The organism is Cognatundibacterium crateris, assembly GCF_010078235.1.
Taxonomy (GTDB): Bacteria; Pseudomonadota; Gammaproteobacteria; order Burkholderiales; family Burkholderiaceae_D; genus Undibacterium; species Undibacterium crateris.
The window spans coordinates 301,923-328,528 of sequence record NZ_JAABOS010000002.1 but is presented as its reverse complement, the minus strand read 5'-3'; the positions used below and the strand labels follow the sequence as shown (position 1 = coordinate 328,528).

Genomic DNA, 26,606 nt, shown 5'->3' with positions numbered 1-26,606 from the left:
CCGCTGTCCGGATGTAAGCCCGATTCCGACGCTGTTGTTTGACGGCAGAGCCGGACTTGTTTATCCTTACTCAGTAGCGCCGATTTGAGAATCAGCTTGCGGGCGCTTTCCGGATATCTTCCGGATAATAAATACGGCTAAAGCGAGCTTGAATGCAGCTTATCCTTCCCCATTCAGCCCACCTTTTAGCCTTCCTTCACAGTTATTTTGACGGGATATTCCCGATGGAAGAGTGTATGTCTGACTCCCCCGGATCTGTAGGCATCGTGACGCCACAAGCGTTTCGTTTCGAACAGCCACTGGCATTGCAAAGCGGTGCCAGTATCGCCGGTTACACCTTGATGGTGGAAACTTATGGTGAACTGAATGCGGATAAATCCAATGCCGTTTTAATTTGTCACGCCCTGAATGCCTCGCATCATGTGGCTGGTGTGTATGCCGATCAACCGAAAAATCTGGGTTGGTGGGATAACATGGTCGGCCCCGGAAAACCGGTCGATACCACGCGCTTCTTCGTGATCGGTATCAATAATCTGGGTTCCTGTTTTGGCTCGACTGGCCCTATGCATGAGAACCCGGCGACTGGCAAACCGTATGGCGCAGATTTTCCTGTGATTACCGTGGAAGACTGGGTCAATGCCCAGGCGCGGGTGGCTGATCAGTTTGGGATACAACAGTTTGCTGCCGTGATGGGTGGTTCGCTGGGCGGTATGCAGGCGCTGGCCTGGAGTATTTTGTATCCGGATCGCTTGCAACATTGCGTGGTCATCGCTTCCACGCCCAAACTGTCCGCCCAGAATATTGCCTTTAATGATGTGGCACGTCAGGCGATACTGACTGACCCGGATTTTCATGGTGGTGATTTTTATGCCCATCAGGTGGTGCCGCGCCGTGGATTGCGGGTAGCCAGGATGATAGGTCATATCACTTATTTATCCGATGACGATATGGCGGAAAAGTTTGGCCGTGATCTGAAGAGCGGAGATTATCAGTTCGGTTACGGTGTCGATTTTGAAATTGAATCCTACCTACGCTATCAGGGCGATAAATTCTCAGACTATTTTGACGCGAACACTTATTTGCTGATTACCAAAGCGCTGGATTATTTCGATCCGGCGCGCCATACCGGTGGCGATCTGGCGCAGGCTTTGGCACAGACCAAGGCGAAGTTCCTGATTGCCTCATTCACCACAGACTGGCGCTTTTCACCTGAACGCAGCCGTGAAATCGTGCGGGCCTTGGTCAGCAACCGCCGCACCGTGACGTATGCAGAAATCGATGCACCGCATGGACATGATGCCTTCCTGCTGGATGATGTGCGTTATCTGAAACTGGTGGGCGCTTATTTTGACCGTATTGATGCAGGATTGAAAGGACAGGCAGCATGAATTTCGCAGAATTGAACCAGCTACGTCCTGACCTGGCTTTTATCGCTGATTGGGTGCAAGCAGGATCGCAAGTGCTGGATGTGGGTTGTGGCGACGGTGTGATGCTTGATTATCTGCAGACAGATAAGCAATGCAGCGGCTACGGCATAGAAATCGCAGATGACAAAGTGCTGGCCAGCGCGAAGCGCCATGTGAGTGTGATTCAGCAGGACATGGAGCATGGTCTGGGCATGTTTAATGATAATGCCTTCGATACCGTGCTGTGCTTATCCTCGCTGCAGATGATGAAGCATGTGGAGCCCTTGTTGCGCGATATCGCCAGAGTAGGGCGCGAAGCGATCGTTTCGTTTCCCAATTTTGGTTACTGGCCACACCGTAGCGCATTATTACTCGGCAAAATGCCCGTGTCGAAATCCTTACCTTATCAGTGGTACGACACGCCTAACGTGCGTTGCGCAACGATTTATGATTTTGCCGACCTGGCCAATGAAGTCGGCCTGGAAGTCATGCAATGCGTGGCTTTGCATGAAGGGCAGCCTATCCATGTATTACCAAACTGGCGCGGCAGTCTGGCGGTATTTCGCTTGAGAAAGAAAAACAGCTGAAGCCTGCAGTGCAGCGACGCTGAGTCCATTCATGGGGTTTGGGATTGTGGAATGTGAAACTTTGCCATACTTTGCTTGAAAACCGGCAAGGCTGTTACCATCTTGTTTCCATTTCCCATGAATGTATGTTTATGAAACCGCCCTATTTGAAATCATTGCTGGCAACATGCCTGAGTCTCACGCTGGGTATGGCGATTCCGGTGCTTGCGCAGGACAATGCGCAGCATGAGGGTGTCAGTGTCGGCAATATGTCTATCATGCGCAAGTTTGCACCTACCGGTACCTTGGAAAAACAGGCCGCTGCGCAATATAGCCAAACCTTGCAACAAGCTCAGCAGCAACGTGTCCTGGGTCCGGATGATCATCCTCAAGTTGTTCGTTTGCGCAGCATTGCCAAAAAGCTGATTCCGTTTGCGTTGCCTTGGAATGAGCGTGCTAAAGACTGGAAGTGGGAAGTCAATTTGCTGGGCTCCAAGCAAATCAATGCGTATTGCATGCCTGGAGGAAAAATTGCTTTTTACACTGGTATCCTCGACATCCTGAAGCTTACCGATGATGAAGTTGCGATCGTAATGGGACATGAAATCGCGCATGCCTTGCGTGAACACGGCGCTGAGCGTGCGGGCAAAGCTGCAGTTGCTAATTTTGGTGTGAAACTGGCAGAAATTGTTGCTGCAGCCAAGGGCTATGATCCTTCTATTGCAGGTACCGTGGCGGGTGGATTTGCGAATGTCAGTATGCTCAAGTTTTCACGCGATGACGAAACTGAGGCTGATGTAGTTGGTTTGGAAATTGCTGCCCGCGCTGGCTATGATCCGCGTGCTGGTGTGAGCTTGTGGCAAAAGATGGGCATGGTCAATAAAAACTCGCCACCACAATGGTTATCCACCCATCCTGCAGGAAAAACGCGCATCGATGAAATTCGTCGTCACTTTCCTGAAGTAATGCCTTTATATGCACGTGCAAAATCGCTGCCTTTGGACAGGATTCCTGCTTACCAAACCAATGTAAAAGGCATTGCCCCAATCAGCTATCCATAATCAAGCTACAGGTGGCAGAGTGTCGTCTGCGGCCTGGTTTTTGCCAGACTTTAGCCCCATGTCATGAAAATTAATTTTCATGACATGGGGCTTTTCTCATGAAAAGTCGGTAAAATCCGGGTAATACGTCAAAATAATGACAAAAATATTAACTTTGTGGTGTGTATGTGACATATTTTTTGCAGAAAAACCACTTTGTCATCAACCTTTCACAATTGGGTGTAACACTTTGTAAGGTGTAAAAATTTCTGTGCTAGACTTATTTCACATATCAATATATCTGTTTCAGTAAGTTTGCAAAGCAGCAAATTTTTTGTTGAAGATGCCCCAAAATTAGACGATGTCAGAAATCGTCTGTTTTTTTGTTCCAAATAGCAATCGTTTGCGCAATATGAAAAAGTAGCTGTTTTCCGCAGTTGCACAAAGTATAGCAATCGTTTGCGCCTGATCGGATCAGGCCCTTGGGATAGGGGCTATCACCGAAATGAAATAGTTATAGCAGACTCAATAGTTTTCAAAAAACCGATATTCGGGAATACAAAGTGTGGTGATGGAGATGTCATCAAGCTGTGTTGAAGGCTTGAGATGATAGACAAGGTTTAACGCAATCTTTATTTATCTGTAATCTGATCAGGAGCAGTCAATGAAACAAACTAAGCAATCGTCTGCATTTCCATCGCGTTTGTCGATGGTCGCAGTAGCATGTCAGATCGCATGCCTGGGCATGTCTTCCGCTTATGCGCAACAGGCCACTACCAGCAATGATCCGGTAGATTCCAAACAAGTGACCATCACTGGCAAAAAAGTCGGTATGGGTCTGATGGTGCAGGAAAACGCGCCTAAAGCACGCAGCACGATCACCGCAGAAGAACTGGCTAAACAGCGTCCAACCGGCAATGCGTATGAAGCACTGGAACTGATGCCAGCGGTTAACAGCTACAACTACGACGCAACTGGTTTGTTCGGTGGTGGTCTGACTCTGCGTGGTTTCAACAGCGACCAGATCGGTGCAACCATCAATGGCGTGCCGGTTAACGATTCCGGTAACTTTGCAGTTTACCCACAAGAATTTGTTGATCAGGAAAATACCTGCACACAATTCGTGACTCAGGGTTCTACCGACGTTGACTCCCCACAAATTGGTGCGACCGGTGGTAACTTCGGTATCACAACTTGCGATCCATCCAAAGAAAAACGTTTCCGCTTCATGCAGACAGTTGGTGGCTTGCACCTGACTAAAACTTATCTGCGTTACGACACCGGTATGGTGTTGGATAACAAAGCGCGCTTCTTCATTTCTTATTCCAATGCACAAGCAGACAAATGGAAGGGTGATGGCGGTGCACGTCGCGACCACGTCGATATGGGCTTCCGTACTGACTTCGATCGTTTCAACTCTGTTTCCGGTACCATCCTGTACAACCGTGCAGTGAATCAGAACATCAGTTCTTTCAGCCTGGCTGATCTGAACAAAAATGGCTACTACTACGACTACTCAACCAAATTCATTGGCCATGTCACACCGACCAAGGGTAAGGCAGATAGCGACCCAAGTCAGGCAAATGCAGATTCTTACTACATGCTGACACAAAATCCGTTTGAAAACGTGATTGCATCTACTACCATCAAGGCACGCTTTGGTGAGAACACTGACGTAAAAGTTATTCCTTACTACTGGTATGGTTATGGTAACGGTGGTGTGCAACAAAAACTGGTTTCTGAAAATGGTTTCCTGAATCCGGCAACTGGTAAAAATACTGTTGGTGTGGACTTGAATGGTGACGGTGATACTTTGGATAAAGTAATCGTTGCTAACGCAAGTGTGACGCGGACTAACCGTCCTGGAGTTACTGCGTCGTTGACGCACCAATTCGATAACCATCAAGTATTGGTTGGCTTCTGGTACGAACGTGCAACGCACGAGCAATTTGGTCCTATGGTTGCTGTTGGCGCAAACGGTGAGCCGGCAGATATCTGGTTGAAGGAAGGTCGTATCCAGCGTCCGGATGGCAGTTTATATCAATCACGCGATTGGAAAACAATTAGTACTGGCTATCAGATTTTTGCTCAGGACACCATCAGCCTGATGAATGATGCGTTGACACTGAACTTTGGTGTACGCGCTCCGACAATGAAGCGCGATTTCACCAACTTCGCTAACGAAGGTGCAGGTACCAGCTACAACATCAGCAAGTCTTATTCTGAAATTTTGCCGCAATTGGGCGCACGCTACCAGATCGATAATAACAATCAGGTATTCGCAAGTCTCGCAAAAAATATGAAAGCACCGCCAAACTTCATCTATGCAACGACTGGTAACGTCGTGCTGGTGAATGGTGTAGCAACAATGCCAGTTGATGTCAAAGCTGAGACTTCCTTCAATCTGGACTTAGGCTATCGTCATCAAAGCGACAAGTTGACTGGTCAGGTCACTGTGTACGCAGTCGATTTCCGCGACCGCCAGGCGACAGCTTATGACGTAGTAACAAACACCAGCAGCCTGACCAGTGTCGGTAAAGTCAAGACTAAAGGTTTCGAAGTTGAACTTGGTAATACGCCAGTCAATGGCTGGTCTTTCTATAGCTCTTTAGGCTATGCAAAATCTGAAATTCAAGCAGATTTGCCAGTCAGCAAAACAGCATTTTTACCAACTGCTGGTAAAGAAATGACGTTGACACCGAAGTACAAAGCAGGTCTGAGTGCTCAGTATGAAACCGGTGTATGGTATGCGCGTCTGAAAGCTAAATACACAGGCAAACAATGGGCGACCATGACCAATGATGAATTGGTTCCTGCGTATACCCTGGTAGGTTTCGATGCTGGTTATCAGTTCCCAAATACTGGTTGGATGAAAAAACCAACTTTGCGTCTGAACGTAGCTAATCTGCTGGACAAGCAATACCGCAATCCATCCAGCTTCAACGTAACGAATGCTAAGGCATACGGTAGTGCTGGTGCGAAAACAGTGTTCTACTACCTCGGTGCACCACGCTTCACATCGATCACTTTCTCCGCAGATTTCTAATCTGTTCTGAGTCAGTATCCTGCTGCTGTCTTTAGCAGCAGACAATTCAGAAGGTCTGCAAATCTCAGGGTTTGCAGACCTTTTTTCTTGCTATTCCGGAGTCATGATGTATTCATCCAAAATTCTTTCAGTCAGCTTGTTAGCCTTATTGTTACCCGCTTGCGCGCTGAAACCAGCAGCACCTGAGCAGGTAACCATATTTAGTATTAATGATTTTCATGGAAACTTGCAGTCAGAGCAGCCGGTACCTTATCAGTTCCCTCAGAGCCTCAATGGGAAAGTGGTCAATGGTGCCGCTGGCGGGTATGCGTTTCTGGCTGCAAAACTGAAGGAGCGGCGTGCCGCGGTGGGGGCCAGTATCTTGGTCGGTGCAGGCGATTTGATGGGCGCATCGCCGATGGGTTCCGCTTTGCTCAAGGATGAGCCTGTGGTGGAGGCACTTAATCGTATTGATTTAAGTGTGACGGCCGTTGGTAATCATGAGTTTGATTCCGGTACCGCAGATCTCATGCGTCGTATTCAGGGTGGCTGCCCGCAGGCAGGTTGTGCTTTTAGCGATTTCAGCGGCGCACGCTACGCTTATCTGGGCGCGAATGTGATCGATAAAACGACCAGACAAGCATGGTTGCCGCCTTATGTAGTACGCCAGGTGGGTAATCTGAAAATCGGTTTTATCGGTGCCGTGACTGCGGATGTGCCTAACCTGGTTGCAGGCGACGCAGTGAAGCAGCTCGAATTTGAAGATGAAGCACAGGCGATTAATCGCTATGTGCCTGAACTGCAAAAGCAAGGTGTAGACGCAATCGTTGTGTTAATCCACGAAGGCGCCAATTTCAAAGGTTCAGAGAATGATCCGACTTATCGCTGCGAAGGTTTGCAGGGACCTGTCATAGGCATTGCCAATCGCATCGACCCAGCAGTGAGTCTGATCGTGTCCGGACATTCACATCAGGGCTACACCTGTAAAATCGGTAACAAACTGGTGGTGCAGGGACGTAGTTATGGGGCATTTTTAACAGAGTCAACCCTGAGTATCGATAAGGCCAGCCGGCGTGTGGTCAAAGTGGAAGCGGTCAACCATCTGATCGATCAGCAGCAAATCGTGCCAGACGCTGCTGCGCAAAAGCTGGTGGCAGAAGTCTCGCGCCTGACAGCATCGATGCGCTCTCGGCCGGTGATTAGCCTGAATAAACCATTGCTGCGTTTTAGTCAGGACAAGGTGTTCGATAGTACGCTGGGTAACCTGATCGCTGACGCGCAATTGCATCATGCTCAGCATATCGGTCAGGCGGATATCGCGTTCATGAATTCTGGTGGAATACGTAACGACTTACCTTCGGGGGCGAATGCCGGTCCGGTACAAATCAATTTTGGCGATCTGTACGCTGTGCAGCCTTTTGGTAACGGCGTTATCCGTTTAAAAATGACAGGCGAACAAATCCGTAATGTGTTGCAGCAGCAATGGCAAAACCGGCCAGCTGGCGATGTGAAAAAATTGTTTGTTTCGGATGGTTTCAGCTATGAATGGCATCAAAATGCCAGTGCTGCTGAGCAGCTCCAGAATCTGCGTTTACATGGTGAGCCGCTTGCAAAGGATAAAATGTACACCGTGATTGTGAACAGCTTTCTTGCCGACGGTGGTGACGGATTTACCGTATTCCGGCAGGCCAGTGAGCGTTCTCTCATAGGGCGGGACCTCGATGCGATGGAGTCGTACATCCGCGAAGCTGGTCGAAAAATTGAGCAAATACCGGTCGACCGGGTAATCCTGAAATAAAAAAAAGGCTGGAATTTTCCAGCCTTTTTTTCAACAGTTAGTTGCTTGAGGTGCTAATTGTTCAGTCCTGATAATGGATTATCAGTGGCGAGTGATCTGAAAAGCGTTCGTCCTTGTAAATACTGGCTGCGTGCGCTTTTTCTGCAATACCAGGGGTTGCCACCTGATAGTCAATACGCCAGCCTACGTTATTTGCCCAAGCCTGACCACGGTTGCTCCACCATGTATAGCATTCGCTGGTGGTATCCGGATGCAGCCGGCGGTAGGCGTCGACCCAGCCCAATTCATCAAACACCTGCGTCATCCAGGCGCGTTCTTCAGGCAGAAAGCCGGAATTTTTCTGATTGCTCTTCCAGTTTTTCAAATCAATTTCTTTGTGCGCGATATTCCAGTCGCCACATATCACCAGCTCGCGTCCTTCCGCTTTCAGTGCGGCCAGATGCGGCAGGAATTCCGCCATGAAGCGAAACTTCGCTTCCTGTCTTTCAGGAGACGAGGAGCCGGATGGGCAATAGACAGAAATGACGGACAGATTGCCAAAGTCGCAGCGCACATAGCGCCCCTCAGCATCGAACTCCGCGCTGCCAAAACCTATGTGGACTTTATCCGGCTGCTGCTTACTGTACACACCGGCACCGGAATAGCCTTTTTTCTCGGCATAGTGAAAATGGCCATGAAACCCATGCGGATTCAAAAAATCCACCGTCATATCCGTAGCCTGTGCCTTGAGTTCCTGCACACAAACAAAGTCAGGATCTTGTTTTTTCATCCAGTCAAAAAAACCTTTTTTAGCAGCAGAGCGGATGCCGTTCAGATTGGCGGAGATGATTTTTTTCATTGTGTAATTTGATAGTGCGTAGATAAATGGTCTGCAAAATTGAATATGGGTGACGTCATTGAGGAGCAATTTACTAAGTAAAACTTAGCATTCGCCCATACGTCCTATCGACAAATATAGGGAAGCGAATGTATGGACTGATATAATGCAAAATAATTTTACATTTTGCAAAGTTGAAACACTTTGAAAAAAATGTGTCAGTTTTAATTGATTTAAGCTATGTTCTTCTTGCTGTTGAGCTGCACTATAATTTTCGATGTGCATGCTTCGTCAGGCAGCTTAAATGCGATTTTTTACAACTAAAGTCGCACTTTAGTTTAAGTTTAAATTTTTGGAAAGTCTTCCATTGAATCCGCACGCAGTACATTCAATCTCACCTCTCACGCTGTTCCGGTCATGTAAGCAAAATAGAGGCTTAATCCTAAGCCTCGTTATACGTGAAGTTTTGGGGCGATACAAAGGTTCTGTCATGGGATTGTTCTGGTCCTTCTTCAATCCAATTTTGATGTTGGCCGTATACACCTTTGTTTTTAGTGTTGTCTTCAACGCGCGCTGGACCGTGAACAGCACATCTAAGACAGAATTTGCGTTGGTTTTGTTTGCCGGGCTATTGATATTCAATGTTTTTTCTGAGTGTGTTATGAGAGCTCCGGGATTGATTCTTGGAAACGTGAATTACGTGAAGAAAGTCATTTTTCCATTGGAAATTTTACCTATCATTGCCCTAGGTGCTTCATTTTTTCATTTTCTGATCAGTCTTTCTGTATGGCTGCTTTTTTATCTTATTTTTTTTGGATTGCCTTCAGTTTACTTTCTATGTTTGCCCTTAGTTCTGATACCACTGCTATTGTTGGCATTGGGACTGTCATGGTTTTTGTCGTCGCTAGGCGTGTACATCCGGGATATCGGTCAAATCATTGGCGTAACGATTTCCGTTTTGATGTTTATGACGCCGATTTTTTATCCGCTCAGCGGCTTGCCACTAGAATATCAAGACTTTATGCAGTTGAACCCGATGACTTTTATCGTTGAACAGGCGCGTAATCTGATGATTTGGGAAAAACCAATGAATTGGCAGCTGTGGTCAATTTGGACGGCGTTTTCTTCAGTTATCTCCATGCTGGGTTTTGCATGGTTTCAAAAAACACGCAAGGGGTTTGCTGATGTCCTCTGAAATAGCAATCTCCGTTGAAAATTTAAGTAAGTGTTACCAGATTTATGAAGCACCTGGCGATAGACTTAAGCAAATGTTTTTTGGTAGCAGGAAACAGTATTTCCGGGAATTTTGGGCACTCAAAGAAGTATCTTTCACAATTGGACGTGGTGAGACGGTTGGTATAGTTGGTCGCAATGGAAGTGGAAAATCTACTTTGTTGCAAATGATTTGTGGAACACTTTCCCCAACTACAGGAACAGTAACGACCAACGGTCGGGTTGCCGCTTTATTGGAGTTAGGTGCAGGATTTAATTCAGAATTTACTGGCCGGGAAAACGTCCTTTTAAATGCCGCGATTTTGGGATACCCAAAAGAGCTGATGGTAGAAAAAATGGATGATGTACTTGCGTTTTCTGAACTTGGAGACTTCCTCGATCAGCCCGTGAAGACGTATTCTAGTGGGATGTATTCGCGCCTGGCGTTTTCTATTGCGATACATGTTGATCCTGAAATTCTCATCATCGATGAAGCATTGGCTGTAGGTGACGCTCGTTTTGTGGCTAAATGTATGCGTCGCATTAAAGATATCCAAAAAAAAGGCGCAACCATACTTTTTGTTAGTCATGACGTAAGTTCAATTCGTACTCTATGTGACAGAGCAATTTGGATTGATAAAGGCTGCATGGTTGAAGAAGGTGACGTTTTCCCTGTTAGTGGTCGCTTCATGGAATTTATGTTCCGTGATGAAATAACAAAAGATGATTGCGTTAGAGACGAGATAGTTCATCAAATTCCAGATGACGTCATAGAAACTTCAAATAATGAAGTGGCAGATGCTGTGACGATTGGCATCGGGCAAACTCCTGGCAATGCGCTTGATACACGGCCAGTAACCCACTGGGGATCACATAAAGGATTAATTTTATCTGCAGCAATCTGTGACCAGTCGGGGAATCGTAAGGACGTGCATCGATGGGGAGAGCAACTTAACATTGTGGTTGAAGTTCATATCCCACAAGAAATTTCCAGGGAGTTTTTAAGCGTTGCAGTGTCGATCAAAGATTTGAAAGGCAATGATTTAATAGTTTCTACAACTCATGATTTTGGTAACCGTCAGCTAACAACATTTGAAAAAATGCGTGTTGAGTTTAGTTTTATCAATCCACTGGTAACGGGTAAATATTTACTGGTTGCAGCTGTAGAGAATCGACAACACCGTGATATCCATTATTACGAGTATGTAGAAGGCGCACATTATTTTTCATCTTTGTCAAATGAACGCTTTTTTGGATTATTTCAACCGACAATAGAACAGCAAGTATTAGTTAAACAATGATAAACAACAGTGCAATTAATTCAGACCGTTATTGGGATACACGGTTTTCTGAAGATTGGGAATCCTGCCAAGGGCCCAATCAATCAAGATTTTTTGCGCGGATCGCAATTTCGCTACTTCCGCCTTGGTTTCTTGATCAGATGCGAAAGCATAAGCTCACATTGGCAGATTGGGGATGTGCTCAAGGCGATGGAACCGATGTTTGGGCGAGTTATGTTGATTCAAGTCAGCTGATTGGTGTCGATTTTTCCGGTGTAGCCGTGGCGCAAGCAAGCGAAAGATATCCAGCTATACGTTTTCTCAATGAAAATTGGTTGGAGAAAAATGGCGATGAATGCGAGCAGTTCGATTTTGTTTTTTCTTCAAATACCTTAGAACACTTTCATCGTCCGTATGAAACCCTGGATCTTGTTTCAATACATGCGAAAAAGGGAATTCTTCTCGCTTTGCCATATAAAGAATTCAACAGGATAGATGAACATTTCTATTCGTTCTTGCCCGAAAATTTGCCAGTCATACTTGCCAATGGGTTTAAGTTGGTTTGGTCTAAAGTGATAGATTGCCGTCCTTTACCAAATACACTTTGGGGCGGTGATCAAATTATTTTGCTTTATGCTGACCCAGCATGGTTCGATGGGCTCCAGCTTAAGCTGGACGACTACGCTATTGAACGGAGTGATACATCAACCGAAATTAAAGGTTTACTAAGCGATCTGGAAAATGCGCGTAAAACGCATGCGAGTGACCTTGCTCAGCTTCATAAAATGCAAGAGTTAAACTCTCAATATGAACATCAAATCGCAAATCTAAGCCAGGCTGTAATTGAACGGGATACATGGCTTTCTCAATGTACAGAGCAAATATATCGTCTTGAGAATAGTACTTCATGGAAATTGACAGCCCCCTTGCGTAAAGTGGTAAACGCTTTAGGTTTTTTGGGTCAGACTGAAAGTCAGCGCTCTGAAAATTCTTCCTCTTTGTGGCAAAAGCGAGCTGCATATTTGCTCGCTCGCTTGAAGCAGGGAGTGCAAAGGCATGGTGTAATAAGTTCAATTCCACTAGGTACTCGCGCAGCTTATACTTTGGGATCAGCTTGGGTCGGAAAGTTATTCAAGCATAGAAGTTATCATCAAAGATTGCGTAACTTGAGCAAAATCATATCAACGCAAACGCAATTTGTAGATTTGTTTCATGTGCCCATGGGATGGAATACCCCTCTGTTTCAACGTTTTCAGCATATGTCATTGCAAGCTGTACAGTGTGGTGGCTTAGCACTATACGGTGGTCATTTGCAAGTTGATAAAGATCTTTTCGTCTATAAAAAAGCGGAAGGAAATGTCATCGTATTTGATGCATTGGATTCAAGGGTTGTTCAATGTGTTTTCGATGCGCTTAAAAAAATAAAGCAACCGAAGATATTACGATTACAGTCCATCGATCTTGCCACGACAATTATGGATGTCGAACGATTTCTGCAGGATGGGTTCAAGGTTGTATACGAATACATTGATGAAATAAGTGAAGAAATCACCGGGACAATTCCGGGATTTGTAATCGAACGTCACAAATGGTTATTGCAAAATAACGAGATATTGGTGGTTGCAACCGCGGATAAATTGTATGACGAAGTATTGAAATACAGAAATTCAGGAGCAATACTTTCGACGAATGGTGTTGATTTAGCTCACTGGCGTCAACCCGTTGCTAAAGCGCCAGCTGATCTTGAAGCTGCCATGCAAAATGGCAAGACAATTGTTGGTTATCACGGCGCATTAGCAAATTGGATTGATTATGAATTGCTAACCAAGATAGCTGATGATGGTAGATATTCCCTGGTATTGATAGGGTATGAACATGATTCATCATTTGCTGAAAGTGGTTTAACAGAACATCCTAACGTGTTTTTCTTGGGAAGTAAGTCTTACTTCATGTTGGATCAATATGTGGCATTTTACGATGTAGGGATATTGCCGTTTAAGCGCTATAAACTCACCGAATCTGTCTCACCAGTAAAATTGTTTGAATACATGGCTGCAGGTAAGCCGGTCGTGACGACGGATTTGCGTGAATGTACAAAATACGAATCCTGTTTATTCGCTGATTCACACGAGACTTTCCTTGAAAATTTGTTTATTGCAGTTGCAGCTAAAGATGATGAAATGTACAAAGCTGCTCTTGCATATGATGCAGAACAAAATTCATGGCTAAGGAAAGCGCGTTCTGTTTTCCAATTGGCTGGCGTTGAATTTAAGGCCGATGTCATTGAGAATGGCGATGGGGATTTCAATAATCAAGTAGAGCAAGACGAAAAAATGAAACGAAAACTATATCAATTTTTACGCCAAACTTATTGGCAATTGCCATTGTCGGAAAACACGAAGGAAAATATCGTTGTACAAGCTCGTGCGGTTTCAAGAAATTTGAAAAATAAACTGAATCCGGACCCGGCAAAGTTTGCTGGTAAGAACGATCAACTTGCTGAATATGTTAGCCAGGTACTTGCAATACCTGGAAAGGTTGGCGATGAAAATGTCACTATTTCTACAGATAGTTATGTTCGTAAGAGTAATGATCCAAAAGTACTCGCGTATTACCTGACTCAATTCCACCCAACGCCAGAAAACGATGCTTGGTGGGGAAAAGGAGTTACTGAATGGAATAACGTGTCACGTGCGGTGCCTCAATATGTAGGACACTATCAACCGCGCTTGCCAGGAGAGTTAGGTTATTATGATTTGAGAATCGAAGATAATATTCGCAGACAAGTCGAACTTGCTCAGATGTACGGCGTATATGGTTTTGTTTTTTACTATTATTGGTTCGACGGCACCCGTCTATTAGATAAGCCGCTCGATATGTTCCTCAATTGCAAAGACATTGATTTTCCTTTCAGTCTTTGCTGGGCAAATGAATCTTGGACGCGCCGTTTCGATGGTTCCTCTGGAGAAATTCTCATTAAACAGAGTGAAACAGTTGAAAGCTATACTGCATTCATTGATAGTGTTATACCTTACATGAAGGATTCCAGATATATCCGCGTAGACGGTCGTCCTGTATTGACCGTATATCGCCCATCGTTTGTCCCTGAGTGTGCAAGTACTTTGGCGAGCTGGCGTGCACATTGCATCGAAGCTGGCGTTGGTGATCCATATATTATTGGTGTGAAGGAGCACACGTGGGATGCTGATTTACTGGCGCTTGGCTACGATGCTCAAAGTGAATTCCATCCCGGTACTTTATTCAGACATTGTGAAGATATCAGTGCCAAATTTTCATATATGCGTAAAGATTTTGGTGGCATGGTGCTCGATTACAAAGATATCGTAGAGAAGAAAAAATACTTCCGTTATGATCATCCTAAATTGCATCGAGCAGTAATGCCTATGTGGGATAACACTGCACGCCGTGATAATAAAGGCATGATATTTGATGGGGCTACACCTGCGTTGTACAAGCAATGGTTAAAAGACGTTTTTGTAGAAGCTAAACAGAGAAAAGATCTGGCAGAGCCATTTATCTTTATTAATGCTTGGAATGAATGGGGTGAAGGCGCATATTTAGAGCCGGATAAGCGTTACGGCTATGCCTACCTGGATGCTACGCGGCGAGCAATAGAAGAGACCAGGGAGTGAAAGTAACCAGATCGTAGCAGGTATTCGTCCGGAAGCAAGTCAACATGGCGCCAGTAATACTGGCGTTGCAGACCGTAAAGCAAGTTGACATGTGTGTTCTGGTAAGCGTGGAATACTGCCAAATAGGTATGTCCTGATTCCGAAAAAATTGATCTGATTCTGACGCGCTGAGCTGAAGAGTCAGATTTTTTTTAATTTGATTTACGTATTTTCTTGAAATTTACGCCGTGAACTTATTATTTTTTGCACCTGTCCCCTATCAGAGTTACTGGCAGCGCCCACACTTTATGGCGCAGGCCTTGCTTGGTGGTGTATATGAAAAGCTAATCTGGATCGATCCGACGATTACCCGATTACCTCAAATCTCCGATTTCATCTACTTCAGCAAAAAAAGTAGCGACTTAATTGAGGGTAAAGTTCCTCCCCAAATTGAAGTAAAAAAAATACGCAGTTTGCCAATTGAGCCATTGCCTTTAATCAATCGTCTCAATGACATTTTGTTCTGGGAAAATATCAAGACAGAACTGCGTACTCTACTTGCAGATGGAGAATGGGACATTGGTGTCGGACGTCCGAGCAGGATTGCGGTTTGGGCCGTGAATGCTTTGCCAGCAAGAAGTGTATTTATGGACGTCATGGATGACTTCCCCGCGTTTTATCGCGGGTTATCCAAGGTTTCCATGAAGAACAGCACACGACGCGTAGCAGCGAAATGCGACTATATTTTTTGCAGTGATTCCACACTATCAAGCAAGATTAGCCAATATGAAAATACAGCAGATATTTCGCTGGTGCCAAACGGCTATGACATGAAACGTTTGCCTGCAATTTCTCAAGCTGCCAGCAACAATATTATCGGCTTCGTCGGTACGATCGCATCGTGGTTTGACTGGGAATTGGTCATCGAATTGGCGTTGGCCTTACCAGCGCAGCAGGTGCGCCTAATCGGTCCGCGTATGGAGAATCTACCATCAAATTTACCGCCGAATATAGAGTTGCTACCAGCATGTTCGGTTGAGCAAGCGATAGAACATTGCCGGAATTTTACTGTAGGTCTAATACCTTTCAAAATGAATGAATTGACCGATTCGGTCGACCCAATTAAATATTATGAATTAAGAGCCTTAGGTATTCCTGTCTGGAGTACTGCATTTGGAAGTATGAAACATCGCTTTTTCGAACCGAATGTGAAGCAGATTAGAAAAGGCATGGATTGGGGCGCACTCTGGGAAGAAGCAACTCGCAGTAAAATTGAATTTGAAGATATCAAATCATTCAGATCTGAAAATGACTGGTCTAAAAGATTTCAATCTATGGCTGATCGCTTGAGCGCAAAATAAGTTCTTACTCAATTTAGTACAAGTCATTCGCAACTGTTGGATAGCGCAGTACCTGCATTTAGCGGTGCAGGTACTGCCAAGCGAATAAGTTAAACTGCGCCGTACTTTTCCCTATACGTCGCCACCGCATCTTTATGCCGGGTCAATTCTGCACCAGCGCCTGCTGCGGACAGGTAGTCAAACAAATCGTTCAGATTGCCGATGGAAACAACAGGCATGTTGTAGGTCTGACTGACTTCCTGCACTGCTGAGTGTGCTGACAGCGCATCGTCCTTACCCGAACGTTCCATGCGGTCGAGTGCAATCAGTACGGCAGCTGGCGTAGCGCCCGCTGCACGTATCATGTCTACCGATTCACGCACTGAAGTACCGGCGGAAATTACGTCGTCGATGATGACGACGCGGCCCTGCAACTGGGCGCCGACGATAGTGCCGCCTTCGCCGTGGTCTTTGGCTTCTTTGCGGTTGTACGCGAAAGGAACATTGCGGCCACGCGCAGCCAGTGCGACTGCGGTTGCGCTGGCCAGCGTGATGCCTTTATACGCCGGGCCAAACAGCATGTCGAATTCCACACCGGAATTAATCAGCGTATCAGCATAAAAAGCTGCGAGCTTGCCCAGATTTGCGCCATCGTTAAACAGCCCGGCATTAAAAAAATACGGCGACAGGCGACCTGCCTTAGTGACGAATTCGCCGAAGCGGATCACACCTGCATCGACAGAAAAACGAATAAATTCCTGACGTAAGTTACTCATCAATATCTCCTCTTAGCCTGCGAGTTTCTTGCGCAGTAATTCATTGACCTGGGCAGGATTACCTTTGCCCTTAGTCGCTTTCATGGCCTGACCGACCAGTGCATTAAATGCCTTCTCTTTACCGGCGCGGAATTCATCGACCGATTGCTGATTAGCAGCCATGACTTCATCAATAATTTTTTCCAGTGCACCGACATCAGAAATCTGTTTGAGACCTTTTGCGTCGATAATCTGATCGGCCAGATTCAGGTCGGTACTGCCAGCCTGCCACATACCGGCAAACACTTCTTTGGCGATCTTATTGGAGATCGTGCCATCGGCAATACGTTGCAACAGTAAGCCACTTTGGGCCGCGCTGACAGGAATAGCGGCGATGTCCACGCCTTCACGATTGAGGGTAGAGGCCACATCGCCCATCATGAAGTTAGCTGCTGTTTTCGCGAGGCTCACACCCGCGGTCTCTACCAGCGCAACATAGTAATCAGCCATGCCTTTAGACTGGGTCAGCACGGTCGCATCGTATTCTGGCAGCGCGTATTGTTCAACAAAACGCTGACGCATCGCAGCTGGCAGTTCCGGCATGGTTTTGCGGACTTCATTGATCCATGCTTCGCTGATGCGCAGCGGTGGCAGATCCGGGTCAGGGAAGTAGCGGTAATCCTGAGAATCTTCTTTGCTGCGCATGGAACGGGTGACTTTTTTGTCCGGATCGTACAGACGGGTTTCCTGTACCACGCGGCCGCCATCTTCTATCAATTCGATCTGACGTCTTACTTCGTAATTGATCGCTTCTTCGAGGAAGCGGAAAGAGTTGAGGTTTTTGATTTCGCAGCGTGTGCCAAACTCCTGTTGGCCGACCGGGCGTACCGAGACGTTTGCATCACAACGGAAGGAGCCTTCCTGCATATTGCCATCGCAAATGTCCAGCCACATCACCAGTGAGTGCAGTGCCTTGGCATAGGCTACTGCTTCAGTCGCGCTGCGCATCACTGGCTCAGTCACGATTTCCAGCAACGGAGTGCCGGCACGGTTCAGATCGATGCCTGTCATACCCTGGTAATCTTCGTGCAAAGATTTACCGGCATCTTCTTCAAGGTGAGCGCGGGTCAGCTGTATCTGATGTACTTCCGCCTTGCCGTCTTTTTCCACGATACAGGGGACATAGCCGCCTTGTACTACCGGGATTTCAAACTGGCTGATCTGATAGCCTTTTGGCAGATCCGGATAAAAGTAGTTTTTACGTGCGAAAATGGATTCCGGCGCGATGGTGGCACCGACTGCCAGACCAAACTGTATCGCCTTTTCCACCGCACCTTTGTTCATGACTGGCAGTACGCCAGGCAGAGCCAGATCTACCGGGCTGGCCTGGGTGTTAGGTTCGGCACCGAATTGAGTGGATGAACCACTGAAAATTTTAGAGTGGGTTTTGAGCTGCACATGTGTCTCAAAACCGATAACGACTTCCCATTGCATATGTATTCCTTCGTATCTGGTTGGCGCTGACAGATGCTGTTGTCTGTCAGCTGCACCTGACTGAGTCGTTGCTGCAAGCTGCAGTTGTGGCTTACGCTTTCAGTCAAGCTGTATGTTTGAGCACTTATTCCGGGCTGCGCTGATGCCAGTCTGTGACTTGCTGATATTGATGCGCGATATTGAGTAACTTCGCTTCCGCAAAATAATTTCCTATCAGTTGCAGTCCAACTGGACGACGGGCATTTTTGTCGCCCTGACCGAAACCGCAAGGGATAGACATACCAGGCAAGCCAGCCAGGCTGGTCGACAGGGTGAAAATATCAGCCAGGTAATTCGCCAACGGATCGTCGGATTGTGCGCCTATGTCCCAGGCTACCGTCGGTGCTACCGGTCCCATAATCACATCGCACTGTTCAAAGGCTGTAGCGAAATCCTGCGCGATCAGACGGCGGATTTTTTGCGCCTGCAAATAGTAGGCATCATAGTAGCCATGCGACAGCACATACGCGCCGACCAGAATACGGCGTTTCACTTCAGCGCCAAAACCTTCAGTACGCGACTGGCGATACATATCGTCCAGGTCGGTATAGCTGGCGGCGCGGTGGCCATAGCGTACACCGTCGAAGCGCGACAGATTAGACGAGGCTTCCGCCGGTGCAATCACATAATAAACCGGGATAGACAACTCTGTTTTTGGCAGCGAGATATCGACCAGGGTTGCGCCCAGCTTCACATACTGGTCCAGTGCCGCGCGTACAGCCTGTTCCACATCCGGTGCCAGTCCGGCGCCAAAGAATTCTTTTGGTACGCCGATGCGCAAGCCTTGCAGTGACTGATGCAGATCGCGGTTAAAGTCTTCCGGCTGACGTTCCAGCGAGGTCGAGTCTTTGTCATCGAAACCGACCATGGCGTTCAGCAGCAAGCCGCAATCTTCCGCTGTCTGCGCCATCGGGCCGCCCTGATCCAGCGAAGAAGCAAAGGCGATCATGCCATAGCGCGACACGCTGCCGTAGGTAGGCTTGATGCCGGTAATGCCGCAGAACGAAGCTGGCTGGCGGATAGAGCCGCCGGTATCGGTGCCGGTGACAGCCGGTGCCAGTCGCGCCGCAATCGCTGCTGCGGAACCACCCGAAGAGCCGCCCGGCACAGCGGATTTGTCCCAGGGATTACGTACCGGGCCAAAATAAGAGTTTTCATTCGACGAGCCCATTGCGAATTCATCGCAGTTGAGCTTGCCCAGCGTAACCATGCCGGCCTGTGCCAGCTTATCGACTACCGTTGCATCGAAAGGGCTGACATAGTTTTCCAGCATGTGCGAGCCGGCGGTAGAGCGCAGATTGCGGGTCACGAAAATGTCTTTGTGGGCAATCGGAATGCCGGTCAGTGCCGTGGCTGTGCCCGCTGCGATACGTGCATCCGCAGCGGCTGCTTGCTCCAGCGTCAGTGCTGTATCTACATGCAAAAACGCATTCAGATCACTGGCGGCGATACGGTCGAGAAAATGTTGGGCCAGTTCAGTGGCGCTCACCTGCTTGCTTTGCAGCATGGCAGATAGTTGTGCGAGAGTTTTAGTATGCATAATCAATTCCGGAATACTTATTCGATTACCTGAGGAACCAGGTAGAGGCCATCCTGGGTCGCAGGTGCAGGTTGCTGGTAAGCTGCGCGCTGATTGCTTTCGGTGACTACGTCTTCACGCAGACGCAAAGCCAGCTCGGGCAGCAAAGCTGCAATCGGGTGACTCAGGGGTGCGACGCCCGTGGTGTCTATGGCTTTAAGTTGTTCAGCCAGCGAGAAAATGCCATTGAGCTTTTCCAGAGTGGAATCGGCTTCAGGGCCAGATACATTTAGCTTTGCCAGTTTGGCAATGCGCGTTACATCATCAAGTGTCAGTGACATAGTTAATCGGCGTTCGCACGCATCAAAGTGTCAAAAAGGGGATCAGTGGCCCGGTACAAATTATCGGAAAATGCGCGAAATTCCGTGGCAGAGAGCGAAGTTTTTTGAAATCGGTCTGCGCTTAAATTTGCATCAAAGCCAATTAATTATTTATAAACATCGATATGAGCACTTTTAGGCATTGGTATCGAGTAAATTTAAGAAGATTATAAGGTAGAATGGTGGGTCAATGCCCTAAATGGCACGCTAAATCCTGTAAGTCGATGCAGAATGGATTTGTCAGCGCAACGCCGTGTGCCGTAGGGAGAAAAAATTTTGTGGCTAGCCCATCAGCGTGGCTGGACACCTCAATAGTTAAATACAGGACAATACATGTTTGGTTTTTTACGTAGTTATTTCTCGAATGATCTCGCAATCGATCTGGGTACCGCAAATACTCTGATTTATGTCCGTAGCCAGGGCATTGTCCTTGATGAGCCCTCTGTCGTGGCGATACGCCAGGAAGGTGGCCCTAACGGTAAAAAGACTATCCAGGCAGTTGGTAAAGAAGCGAAGCAAATGCTGGGCAAGGTACCTGGCAATATCGAAGCCATCCGCCCGATGAAAGACGGCGTGATCGCTGACTTTACCGTCACTGAGCAGATGCTCAAGCAGTTCATCCGCATGGTGCATGACACCAAGTTCTTCAAACCATCCCCACGTATCATCATCTGTGTTCCTTGCGGTTCTACCCAGGTTGAGCGCCGTGCTATCCGTGAATCGGCACTGGGTGCAGGTGCTTCCCAGGTGTATCTGATCGAAGAACCGATGGCGGCTGCGATCGGTGCCGGTCTGCCGGTATCGGAAGCGACCGGTTCTATGGTGGTCGATATTGGTGGCGGTACGACCGAAGTCGGTATCATTTCGCTCGGTGGTATGGTCTATAAAGGCTCGGTGCGCGTCGGTGGCGATAAGTTTGATGAAGCGATCGTCAACTATATCCGTCGCAACTACGGCATGCTGATCGGCGAACAAACTGCAGAAGCAATCAAAAAAGCGATAGGTTCTGCCTTCCCGGGTTCCGAAGTCAAGGAAATGGAAGTCAAAGGCCGCAATCTGTCCGAAGGTATCCCGCGTTCGTTCACGATTTCCAGCAATGAAATTCTGGAAGCGCTCACAGATCCGCTGAATAACATCGTTTCTGCTGTTAAAAATGCGCTGGAACAGACCCCGCCGGAACTGGGTGCGGACATCGCAGAAAAAGGCATGATGCTGACCGGTGGCGGTGCTTTGCTGCGCGATCTGGACCGCCTGCTGATGGAAGAAACCGGCTTGCCGGTGATCGTTGCAGAAGATCCGCTGACCTGCGTGGTACGTGGTTCCGGCATGGCGCTGGAACGCATGGATAAGCTGGGTTCGATTTTCTCTTACGAGTAATCTGAACAGCAGACTGTCCGTGACAAATAAGACATGGACAGTCACTGAACATATTGCAGAGCCGGCTGCTGATCTGTCGGCTTTTTGCTTTCAGGAGCGCAGACTGCACTGGCTGTACTGCGGTCGGGACGGGCAAACCGGTTTTAGTTGATGGATACAGTATGGATTACAGTCCGCCACCACTTTTCAAACAAGGCGCATCAGCGCGTGCCCGCGCCATCTTTTTTGCTGTTCTGGCGATCTTCCTGTTAGTTGTTGATTCCCGTCTCAAGTCACTGAACCTGGTGCGTCAGGTAGTCGGTACCGTGTTGTATCCAGTTCAGATGCTGGCTGTGCTGCCGAGCCAGGCCGTCCGTGATGTTTCGCATTATTTTGTGAGCAGCAGCGAACTGCAGACAGAAAATGCACGCATACGACGCCAACAGACCCAACATGCCGATGCTCTGCAGCAGAGTGCCCAGTTACAGGCAGAAAATGCCCATTTACGCCGCTTGCTGGATGCGCGTGAACGCCAGCCGGTTAAGTCGGTGCTGACAGAAATTATCTACGATGCACGTGATCCTGCTACCCGCAAGGTCATCGTCGATCGTGGTATCAAGGATGGGATTGCAACTGGCCAGCCGGTGATCGATGATCAGGGTGTGGTCGGTCAGGTGACGCGGGTGTTTCCGCTGACAGCAGAGGTCACTTTACTGACCGACAAAAATCAGGCGATACCGGTACAGATATTGCGCAATGGCTTGCGCAGTGTGGCCTATGGCCGTGGTCAGTCGCCGTATCTGGACATGCGCATGACCGCCAATGCCGACGTACAAAAGGGCGATCTGCTGGTGACTTCCGGTCTGGACGGCATTTATCCGCCAGGTCTGGCGGTTGGTAAGGTCGAGCAGGTGGAAAACAAAGCGAGTTCGACCTTTGAAAACATCATCTGCCTGCCCGCCGCTGGTGTCGATCGCAATAAGCAGTTACTGGTATTGCAGGTCACGATGGATAATCTGCCCAAGCCGGATACCGAAGACGTGCGCGCCAAAAAAGAAAAAATTAACCGTCGTGTTACACGCGACAGTCTGCCAGTCGCGAACGATATCAAACCCGTTGATCAGAATCCGGCCGCACAGCCAGCCTCGCGTGAGGCGCAGTCGCCGCCAGTTGATAGCGTGAAACCTGCTGCTCCTGCCACAGCGCCGACCCCAAATACTCCTGCATTGCCGGTAAAAGAAGCGGCAGCTAAAGTGAGCGGCAAAGATGAAAGAAAGGATGCGCCGAAATGACCCACCCGCATTACATCCTGTTGCCGGTGAATCCGCTGTTTATCGCCTTCAGTTTTGCATTTGCCTTCCTGCTCAATTTCCTGCCCTGGGGTTCCGCCATGGGGGTGCCGGATTTTGTGGCGCTGGTGTTGGTATTCTGGACTATTCATCAACCGCGTAAAGTCGGCATAGGCGTGGCGTTTGCGATGGGTTTGCTGATGGATGTGCATGATGCGATTCATCTGGGTGAAAATGCACTGGCCTATACCTTGTTATCTTTTTTCGCGATTACTATTCATCGCCGCGTATTGTGGTTCGCTCCATTGACGCAAGCGCTGCATGTGTTCCCGCTGTTTTTATTTGTACAGAGTCTGCAGATTGCAGTACGTCTGATCGTTGCACCAGATGCGCATTTTCCGGGCTGGCTGTATTTTGCACAGAGCCTGGTCACTACCGCGCTGTGGCCAATAGCCGGTTATCTGTTACTCGCGCCGCAGCGTCGCGCCATCGACAAAGATGACACACGTCCAATCTGAGTCTGCCTGGAAACGACCTGAATCATGATGAATGAACTTAAGAATACGGAACGCGAGATTTACTTCTTCCGTATGCGCCTGATTTTTATCGGCGTCTTTGTTTTTTTCTGTTTCGCCCTGCTGATTTCGCGCTTTGTCTGGCTTCAGGTCATCAAGCATGATGACTACATGTTGCTGGCAGATGAAAACCGTATCGATGTGGTGCCAGTCGTGCCTAACCGCGGTCTGATCATGGACCGCAATGGCGTGATCCTGGCGCGTAACTACTCGGCCTATACGCTGGAAATTACACCGTCCAAGATTAAGCAGGACATGGACACGCTGATCGATAACCTGGCTGAGCTGGTCGATATTCAGCCCAAGCATCGCAAGCGTTTCCGTAAGCTGCTGGAAGATTCCAAGAACTTCGAAAGTGTGCCTATCCGTACCCGGCTCACCGATGATGAGGTGGCACGCTTTATCGCGCAGCGTTTTCGCTTTCCGGGTGTTGATATTCAGGCCCGCCTGTTCCGCCAATATCCGCAAGGCGATTCGGCTTCGCATGTCATCGGTTATATAGGCCGCATCAGTCAGAAAGATGCAGAACTGATCGACGAACGTGAAGACGCAGCCAACTACAATGGTACCGATTACATTGGTAAAGAAGGGCTGGAGAAGAGTTACGAAAACCTGCTGCATGGGACTACAGGGTTTGAACAGGTGGAGGTCTCAGCCGGTGGCCGTGCGGTACGCACGCTGTCACGCACACCGCCGATGTCGGGTAAAAACCTGATCCTCTCGGTCGATATCGAATTGCAGAAAGTGGTGGAAGAGGCCTTCGGTGATCGTCGCGGCGCACTGGTCGCGATCGAACCGGAAACCGGCGATGTGTTAGCCTTCGTCTCTAAACCGACCTACGATCCGAATCTGTTCGTGGAGGGTATCGACCAGCAAAGCTGGAATGAGCTCAACACCTCCGAAGACAAGCCCCTGCTGAACCGCCCGCTGACTGGTGCCTATCCGCCGGGTTCGACCTATAAGCCTTTCATGGCATTGGCCGCGCTGGAACTCGGTAAGCGCACACCGAATCAGGCTATCGCTGATCCCGGCTATTTCACTTTCGGTAATCATACCTTCAAAGACGATAAGCCTGGTGGTCACGGTATGGTCGATATGTATAAATCCATCGTGCATTCCTGCGATACCTATTACTATATGCTGGCCAATGACATGGGGGTCGACGCCATGCATGACTTCATGAAGCCTTTCGGCTTCGGTCAGAAGACTGGCATCGATCTGGAGCATGAGCGTTCTGGCTTACTGCCTTCCACCAGCTGGAAGCGCAAGGCCTTCAAGAAGCCGGCTCAGCAACGCTGGGTGTCGGGTGATACGATTTCGCTCGGGATCGGGCAAGGGCAAAACACCTTCACCCCTTTGCAGATGGCGCATGCAATGGCAACCCTGGCCAATAACGGCATCGTGATGAAGCCGCATCTGGTCAAGATTATCGAAGACCCTAAAACTAAGGAACGCGAGCTGACGGTGCCCAAAGAAAGCTTCCGCATTCCCTTGAAGCAGGAAAATATCGATATCGTCAAAAATGCGATGGTCGGTGTGGTGAAAGAGGGAACCTCGGCACGGGTATTTGCCAATACTGAATATCAGTCTGGCGGTAAGACCGGTACCGCGCAGGTGGTGGGACTGAAGAGAAACGAAAAATATGATGCCAAGCGCATGGCCGCTCGTCATCTCGATCACTCTTTATACATCGCTTTTGCGCCGTCGGATAAACCGAAGATCGCGATCGCGATCATTGTAGAAAATGGTGGTTTCGGTTCGGAAGCGGCAGCGCCTATCGTGCGCAAGGCTCTCGATTATTATTTGCTGGGCAAACGCCCGCAGGATAAAGAGCGTAAAGATCCTCAGCCTCTGCCTAAGCCACAAAGCGACATGGCCTTATATCGCTCCGATACCGAAGTCAAAGCGCCTGCAGAGCCTGAGCCGGGACCGAAACCCGGTGGTGAAACTCTGGGAAACAAGGATTAAGCATGAATAATCATGGTGTTCACTGGCGCGCATTGCGCTCCCGCCTGATGGTGTTTGACGCACCGTTGGCGATATTGATTTTTCTGATCCTTTCCTGCGGCGTGATTACTTTGTATTCCGCTGGTATGGATTTCCCGGGACGGGTGGAAGATCAGATGCGCAATATCGTGGTATCGTTTTTTATCATGTGGGTGGTGGCGAATGTACCGCCGCAAACCCTGATGCGCTTTGCTATCCCTATCTATACCTTTGGTGTCGCGATGTTACTGGCCGTTGCCATGTTCGGCATGGTGAAGAAAGGTTCCCGCCGCTGGATTAATGTCGGTATGGTGATACAGCCTTCAGAAATGATGAAAATTGCGACGCCGCTGATGTTGGCCTGGTATTTTCAAAAACGCGAAGGCGCTTTGCGGGTCAAGGATTTCGTGATCGCCAGCGTGATACTCGGTATTCCGGTTGCGCTGATTGCTAAACAGCCCGATATGGGAACCGCTTTGCTGGTGGTCGCGGTTGGTTTTACCGTCATTTTTCTGGCCGGCTTATCCTGGAAAGTCTTATTGTCCGTATTAGGTTTTACTGCGGTGGTGATGCCTACTCTGGTCTGGCCTTATCTGATGCATGATTACCAGCGCGACCGCGTGCTGACCATGCTGGACCCAACCCGTGATCCGCTGGGTAAGGGCTTTCATATTATTCAGTCCACCATTGCGCTGGGCTCAGGCGGGATGACAGGCAAAGGCTGGCTCAAGGGCACGCAAGCCCATCTGGAATTTATTCCTGAACATACCACCGACTTTATTTTCGCCGTGTTCTCGGAAGAGTTTGGCTTTGTCGGCAATGCCATTCTGGTGACTTTGTACTTTCTGCTCATCATACGTTGCCTGATGATAGCCGCGAATGCGCCTACGCTGTTCAGCCGCTTACTATCTGGATCAATCACCATGATTTTCTTTACCTATGCCTTTGTGAATATGGGCATGGTCAGTGGCATTTTGCCGGTGGTGGGTGTGCCTTTGCCTTTCATGAGTTACGGTGGCACCGCACTGGTGACACTGGGAATGGCGGCAGGCATGATGATGAGCGTACAACGTAACCGTAAACTGGTGCAGACATGA

At 48.2% G+C, this 26,606-nt stretch carries 19 protein-coding genes; 14 read left to right on the top strand and 5 right to left on the bottom strand.

Going from position 1 to position 26,606, the window contains the following annotated elements; translation table 11 throughout:
- Positions 1-236: 236 nt before the first annotated feature.
- The 5 genes from metX (at position 237) to EYB48_RS04655 (ending at position 7,835) form a co-directional block, all read left to right on the top strand.
- Entirely contained in the window at positions 237-1,388 is a 1,152-nt protein-coding gene (metX, locus tag EYB48_RS04675) for a homoserine O-succinyltransferase MetX (protein WP_235934906.1), read from the top strand.
- A complete protein-coding gene (metW, locus tag EYB48_RS04670; RefSeq protein WP_162019141.1) occupies positions 1,385-1,993 on the top strand; it encodes a methionine biosynthesis protein MetW in 609 nt (202 codons plus the stop codon). Before metX ends, metW begins: the two co-directional genes overlap by 4 nt.
- A gap of 131 nt (positions 1,994-2,124) precedes the next feature.
- Entirely contained in the window at positions 2,125-3,033 is a 909-nt protein-coding gene (locus tag EYB48_RS04665) for a M48 family metallopeptidase (RefSeq protein WP_162019140.1), read from the top strand.
- Positions 3,034-3,676: 643 nt separating this feature from the next.
- A complete protein-coding gene (locus EYB48_RS04660) occupies positions 3,677-6,058 on the top strand; it encodes a TonB-dependent receptor (RefSeq protein ID WP_162019139.1) in 2,382 nt (793 codons plus the stop codon).
- Between the two features lie 103 nt (positions 6,059-6,161).
- A complete protein-coding gene (locus EYB48_RS04655) occupies positions 6,162-7,835 on the top strand; it encodes a bifunctional metallophosphatase/5'-nucleotidase (RefSeq protein WP_162019138.1) in 1,674 nt (557 codons plus the stop codon).
- A 61-nt stretch (positions 7,836-7,896) separates the two neighbouring features.
- On the opposite strand, the gene EYB48_RS04650 is transcribed toward EYB48_RS04655, so the two are convergent.
- On the bottom strand, positions 7,897-8,673 hold the full coding sequence (locus EYB48_RS04650; protein WP_162019137.1) for an exodeoxyribonuclease III: 777 nt from the start codon (positions 8,671-8,673) through the stop codon (positions 7,897-7,899).
- Between the two features lie 331 nt (positions 8,674-9,004).
- Between EYB48_RS04650 and EYB48_RS04645 the strand changes: the two genes are divergently transcribed.
- The 4 genes from EYB48_RS04645 to EYB48_RS04630 all read left to right on the top strand — a co-directional run bounded on the left by EYB48_RS04645 (position 9,005) and on the right by EYB48_RS04630 (position 16,137).
- Entirely contained in the window at positions 9,005-9,847 is an 843-nt protein-coding gene (locus EYB48_RS04645; protein WP_328823249.1) for an ABC transporter permease, read from the top strand.
- Entirely contained in the window at positions 9,837-11,165 is a 1,329-nt protein-coding gene (locus EYB48_RS04640) for an ABC transporter ATP-binding protein (RefSeq protein ID WP_162019135.1), read from the top strand. The genes EYB48_RS04645 and EYB48_RS04640 overlap by 11 nt, the downstream gene beginning before the upstream one ends.
- Entirely contained in the window at positions 11,162-14,797 is a 3,636-nt protein-coding gene (locus EYB48_RS04635) for a glycoside hydrolase family 99-like domain-containing protein (protein ID WP_162019134.1), read from the top strand. Before EYB48_RS04640 ends, EYB48_RS04635 begins: the two co-directional genes overlap by 4 nt.
- Before the next feature lie 227 nt (positions 14,798-15,024).
- A complete protein-coding gene (locus tag EYB48_RS04630) occupies positions 15,025-16,137 on the top strand; it encodes a glycosyltransferase family protein (RefSeq protein ID WP_162019133.1) in 1,113 nt (370 codons plus the stop codon).
- A gap of 89 nt (positions 16,138-16,226) precedes the next feature.
- Here the strand turns inward: EYB48_RS04630 and pyrE are convergent, their stop codons facing one another.
- From pyrE to gatC, 4 genes are all read right to left on the bottom strand, one after another.
- A complete protein-coding gene (gene pyrE, locus EYB48_RS04625; RefSeq protein ID WP_162019132.1) occupies positions 16,227-16,892 on the bottom strand; it encodes an orotate phosphoribosyltransferase in 666 nt (221 codons plus the stop codon).
- 12 nt (positions 16,893-16,904) lie between these two features.
- On the bottom strand, positions 16,905-18,371 hold the full coding sequence (gatB, locus tag EYB48_RS04620) for an Asp-tRNA(Asn)/Glu-tRNA(Gln) amidotransferase subunit GatB (RefSeq protein ID WP_408058260.1): 1,467 nt from the start codon (positions 18,369-18,371) through the stop codon (positions 16,905-16,907).
- Between the two features lie 118 nt (positions 18,372-18,489).
- Complete coding sequence (gene gatA, locus EYB48_RS04615; RefSeq protein WP_162019130.1) at positions 18,490-19,944, bottom strand: Asp-tRNA(Asn)/Glu-tRNA(Gln) amidotransferase subunit GatA; 1,455 nt, start codon at positions 19,942-19,944, stop codon at positions 18,490-18,492.
- A gap of 17 nt (positions 19,945-19,961) precedes the next feature.
- Positions 19,962-20,264 carry an Asp-tRNA(Asn)/Glu-tRNA(Gln) amidotransferase subunit GatC gene (gene gatC, locus EYB48_RS04610; protein WP_162019129.1) on the bottom strand — a complete coding sequence of 101 codons (303 nt, stop codon included), beginning with the start codon at positions 20,262-20,264 and terminating at the stop codon, positions 19,962-19,964.
- A 372-nt stretch (positions 20,265-20,636) separates the two neighbouring features.
- Here gatC and EYB48_RS04605 point away from each other — a divergent pair, with 372 nt between their 5' ends.
- The 5 genes from EYB48_RS04605 (at position 20,637) to rodA (ending at position 26,606) form a co-directional block, all read left to right on the top strand.
- Positions 20,637-21,680: a rod shape-determining protein gene (locus EYB48_RS04605; RefSeq protein ID WP_110256286.1), complete on the top strand. Its 1,044-nt coding sequence runs from the start codon at positions 20,637-20,639 to the stop codon at positions 21,678-21,680.
- A 161-nt stretch (positions 21,681-21,841) separates the two neighbouring features.
- Complete coding sequence (gene mreC / locus EYB48_RS04600) at positions 21,842-22,951, top strand: rod shape-determining protein MreC (protein ID WP_162019128.1); 1,110 nt, start codon at positions 21,842-21,844, stop codon at positions 22,949-22,951.
- On the top strand, positions 22,948-23,466 hold the full coding sequence (gene mreD / locus EYB48_RS04595; protein WP_162019127.1) for a rod shape-determining protein MreD: 519 nt from the start codon (positions 22,948-22,950) through the stop codon (positions 23,464-23,466). The genes mreC and mreD overlap by 4 nt, the downstream gene beginning before the upstream one ends.
- A 27-nt stretch (positions 23,467-23,493) precedes the next feature.
- On the top strand, positions 23,494-25,491 hold the full coding sequence (gene mrdA, locus EYB48_RS04590; RefSeq protein WP_162019436.1) for a penicillin-binding protein 2: 1,998 nt from the start codon (positions 23,494-23,496) through the stop codon (positions 25,489-25,491).
- 2 nt (positions 25,492-25,493) lie between these two features.
- Complete coding sequence (gene rodA / locus EYB48_RS04585) at positions 25,494-26,606, top strand: rod shape-determining protein RodA (protein WP_162019126.1); 1,113 nt, start codon at positions 25,494-25,496, stop codon at positions 26,604-26,606.

What these genes read in the sequence shown, in the direction of transcription:
- metX (WP_235934906.1), top strand. Translation starts at nt 237, where the DNA reads ATGTCTGACTCCCCCGGATCTGTAGGCATCGTGACGCCACAAGCGTTT.
- metW (WP_162019141.1), top strand. Translation starts at nt 1,385, where the DNA reads ATGAATTTCGCAGAATTGAACCAGCTACGTCCTGACCTGGCTTTTATC.
- EYB48_RS04665 (WP_162019140.1), top strand. Translation starts at nt 2,125, where the DNA reads ATGAAACCGCCCTATTTGAAATCATTGCTGGCAACATGCCTGAGTCTC.
- EYB48_RS04660 (WP_162019139.1), top strand. Translation starts at nt 3,677, where the DNA reads ATGAAACAAACTAAGCAATCGTCTGCATTTCCATCGCGTTTGTCGATG.
- EYB48_RS04655 (WP_162019138.1), top strand. Translation starts at nt 6,162, where the DNA reads ATGATGTATTCATCCAAAATTCTTTCAGTCAGCTTGTTAGCCTTATTG.
- EYB48_RS04650 (WP_162019137.1), bottom strand. Translation starts at nt 8,673, where the DNA reads ATGAAAAAAATCATCTCCGCCAATCTGAACGGCATCCGCTCTGCTGCT.
- EYB48_RS04640 (WP_162019135.1), top strand. Translation starts at nt 9,837, where the DNA reads ATGTCCTCTGAAATAGCAATCTCCGTTGAAAATTTAAGTAAGTGTTAC.
- EYB48_RS04635 (WP_162019134.1), top strand. Translation starts at nt 11,162, where the DNA reads ATGATAAACAACAGTGCAATTAATTCAGACCGTTATTGGGATACACGG.
- pyrE (WP_162019132.1), bottom strand. Translation starts at nt 16,892, where the DNA reads ATGAGTAACTTACGTCAGGAATTTATTCGTTTTTCTGTCGATGCAGGT.
- gatA (WP_162019130.1), bottom strand. Translation starts at nt 19,944, where the DNA reads ATGCATACTAAAACTCTCGCACAACTATCTGCCATGCTGCAAAGCAAG.
- gatC (WP_162019129.1), bottom strand. Translation starts at nt 20,264, where the DNA reads ATGTCACTGACACTTGATGATGTAACGCGCATTGCCAAACTGGCAAAG.
- EYB48_RS04605 (WP_110256286.1), top strand. Translation starts at nt 20,637, where the DNA reads ATGTTTGGTTTTTTACGTAGTTATTTCTCGAATGATCTCGCAATCGAT.
- mreC (WP_162019128.1), top strand. Translation starts at nt 21,842, where the DNA reads ATGGATTACAGTCCGCCACCACTTTTCAAACAAGGCGCATCAGCGCGT.
- mreD (WP_162019127.1), top strand. Translation starts at nt 22,948, where the DNA reads ATGACCCACCCGCATTACATCCTGTTGCCGGTGAATCCGCTGTTTATC.
- mrdA (WP_162019436.1), top strand. Translation starts at nt 23,494, where the DNA reads ATGAATGAACTTAAGAATACGGAACGCGAGATTTACTTCTTCCGTATG.
- rodA (WP_162019126.1), top strand. Translation starts at nt 25,494, where the DNA reads ATGAATAATCATGGTGTTCACTGGCGCGCATTGCGCTCCCGCCTGATG.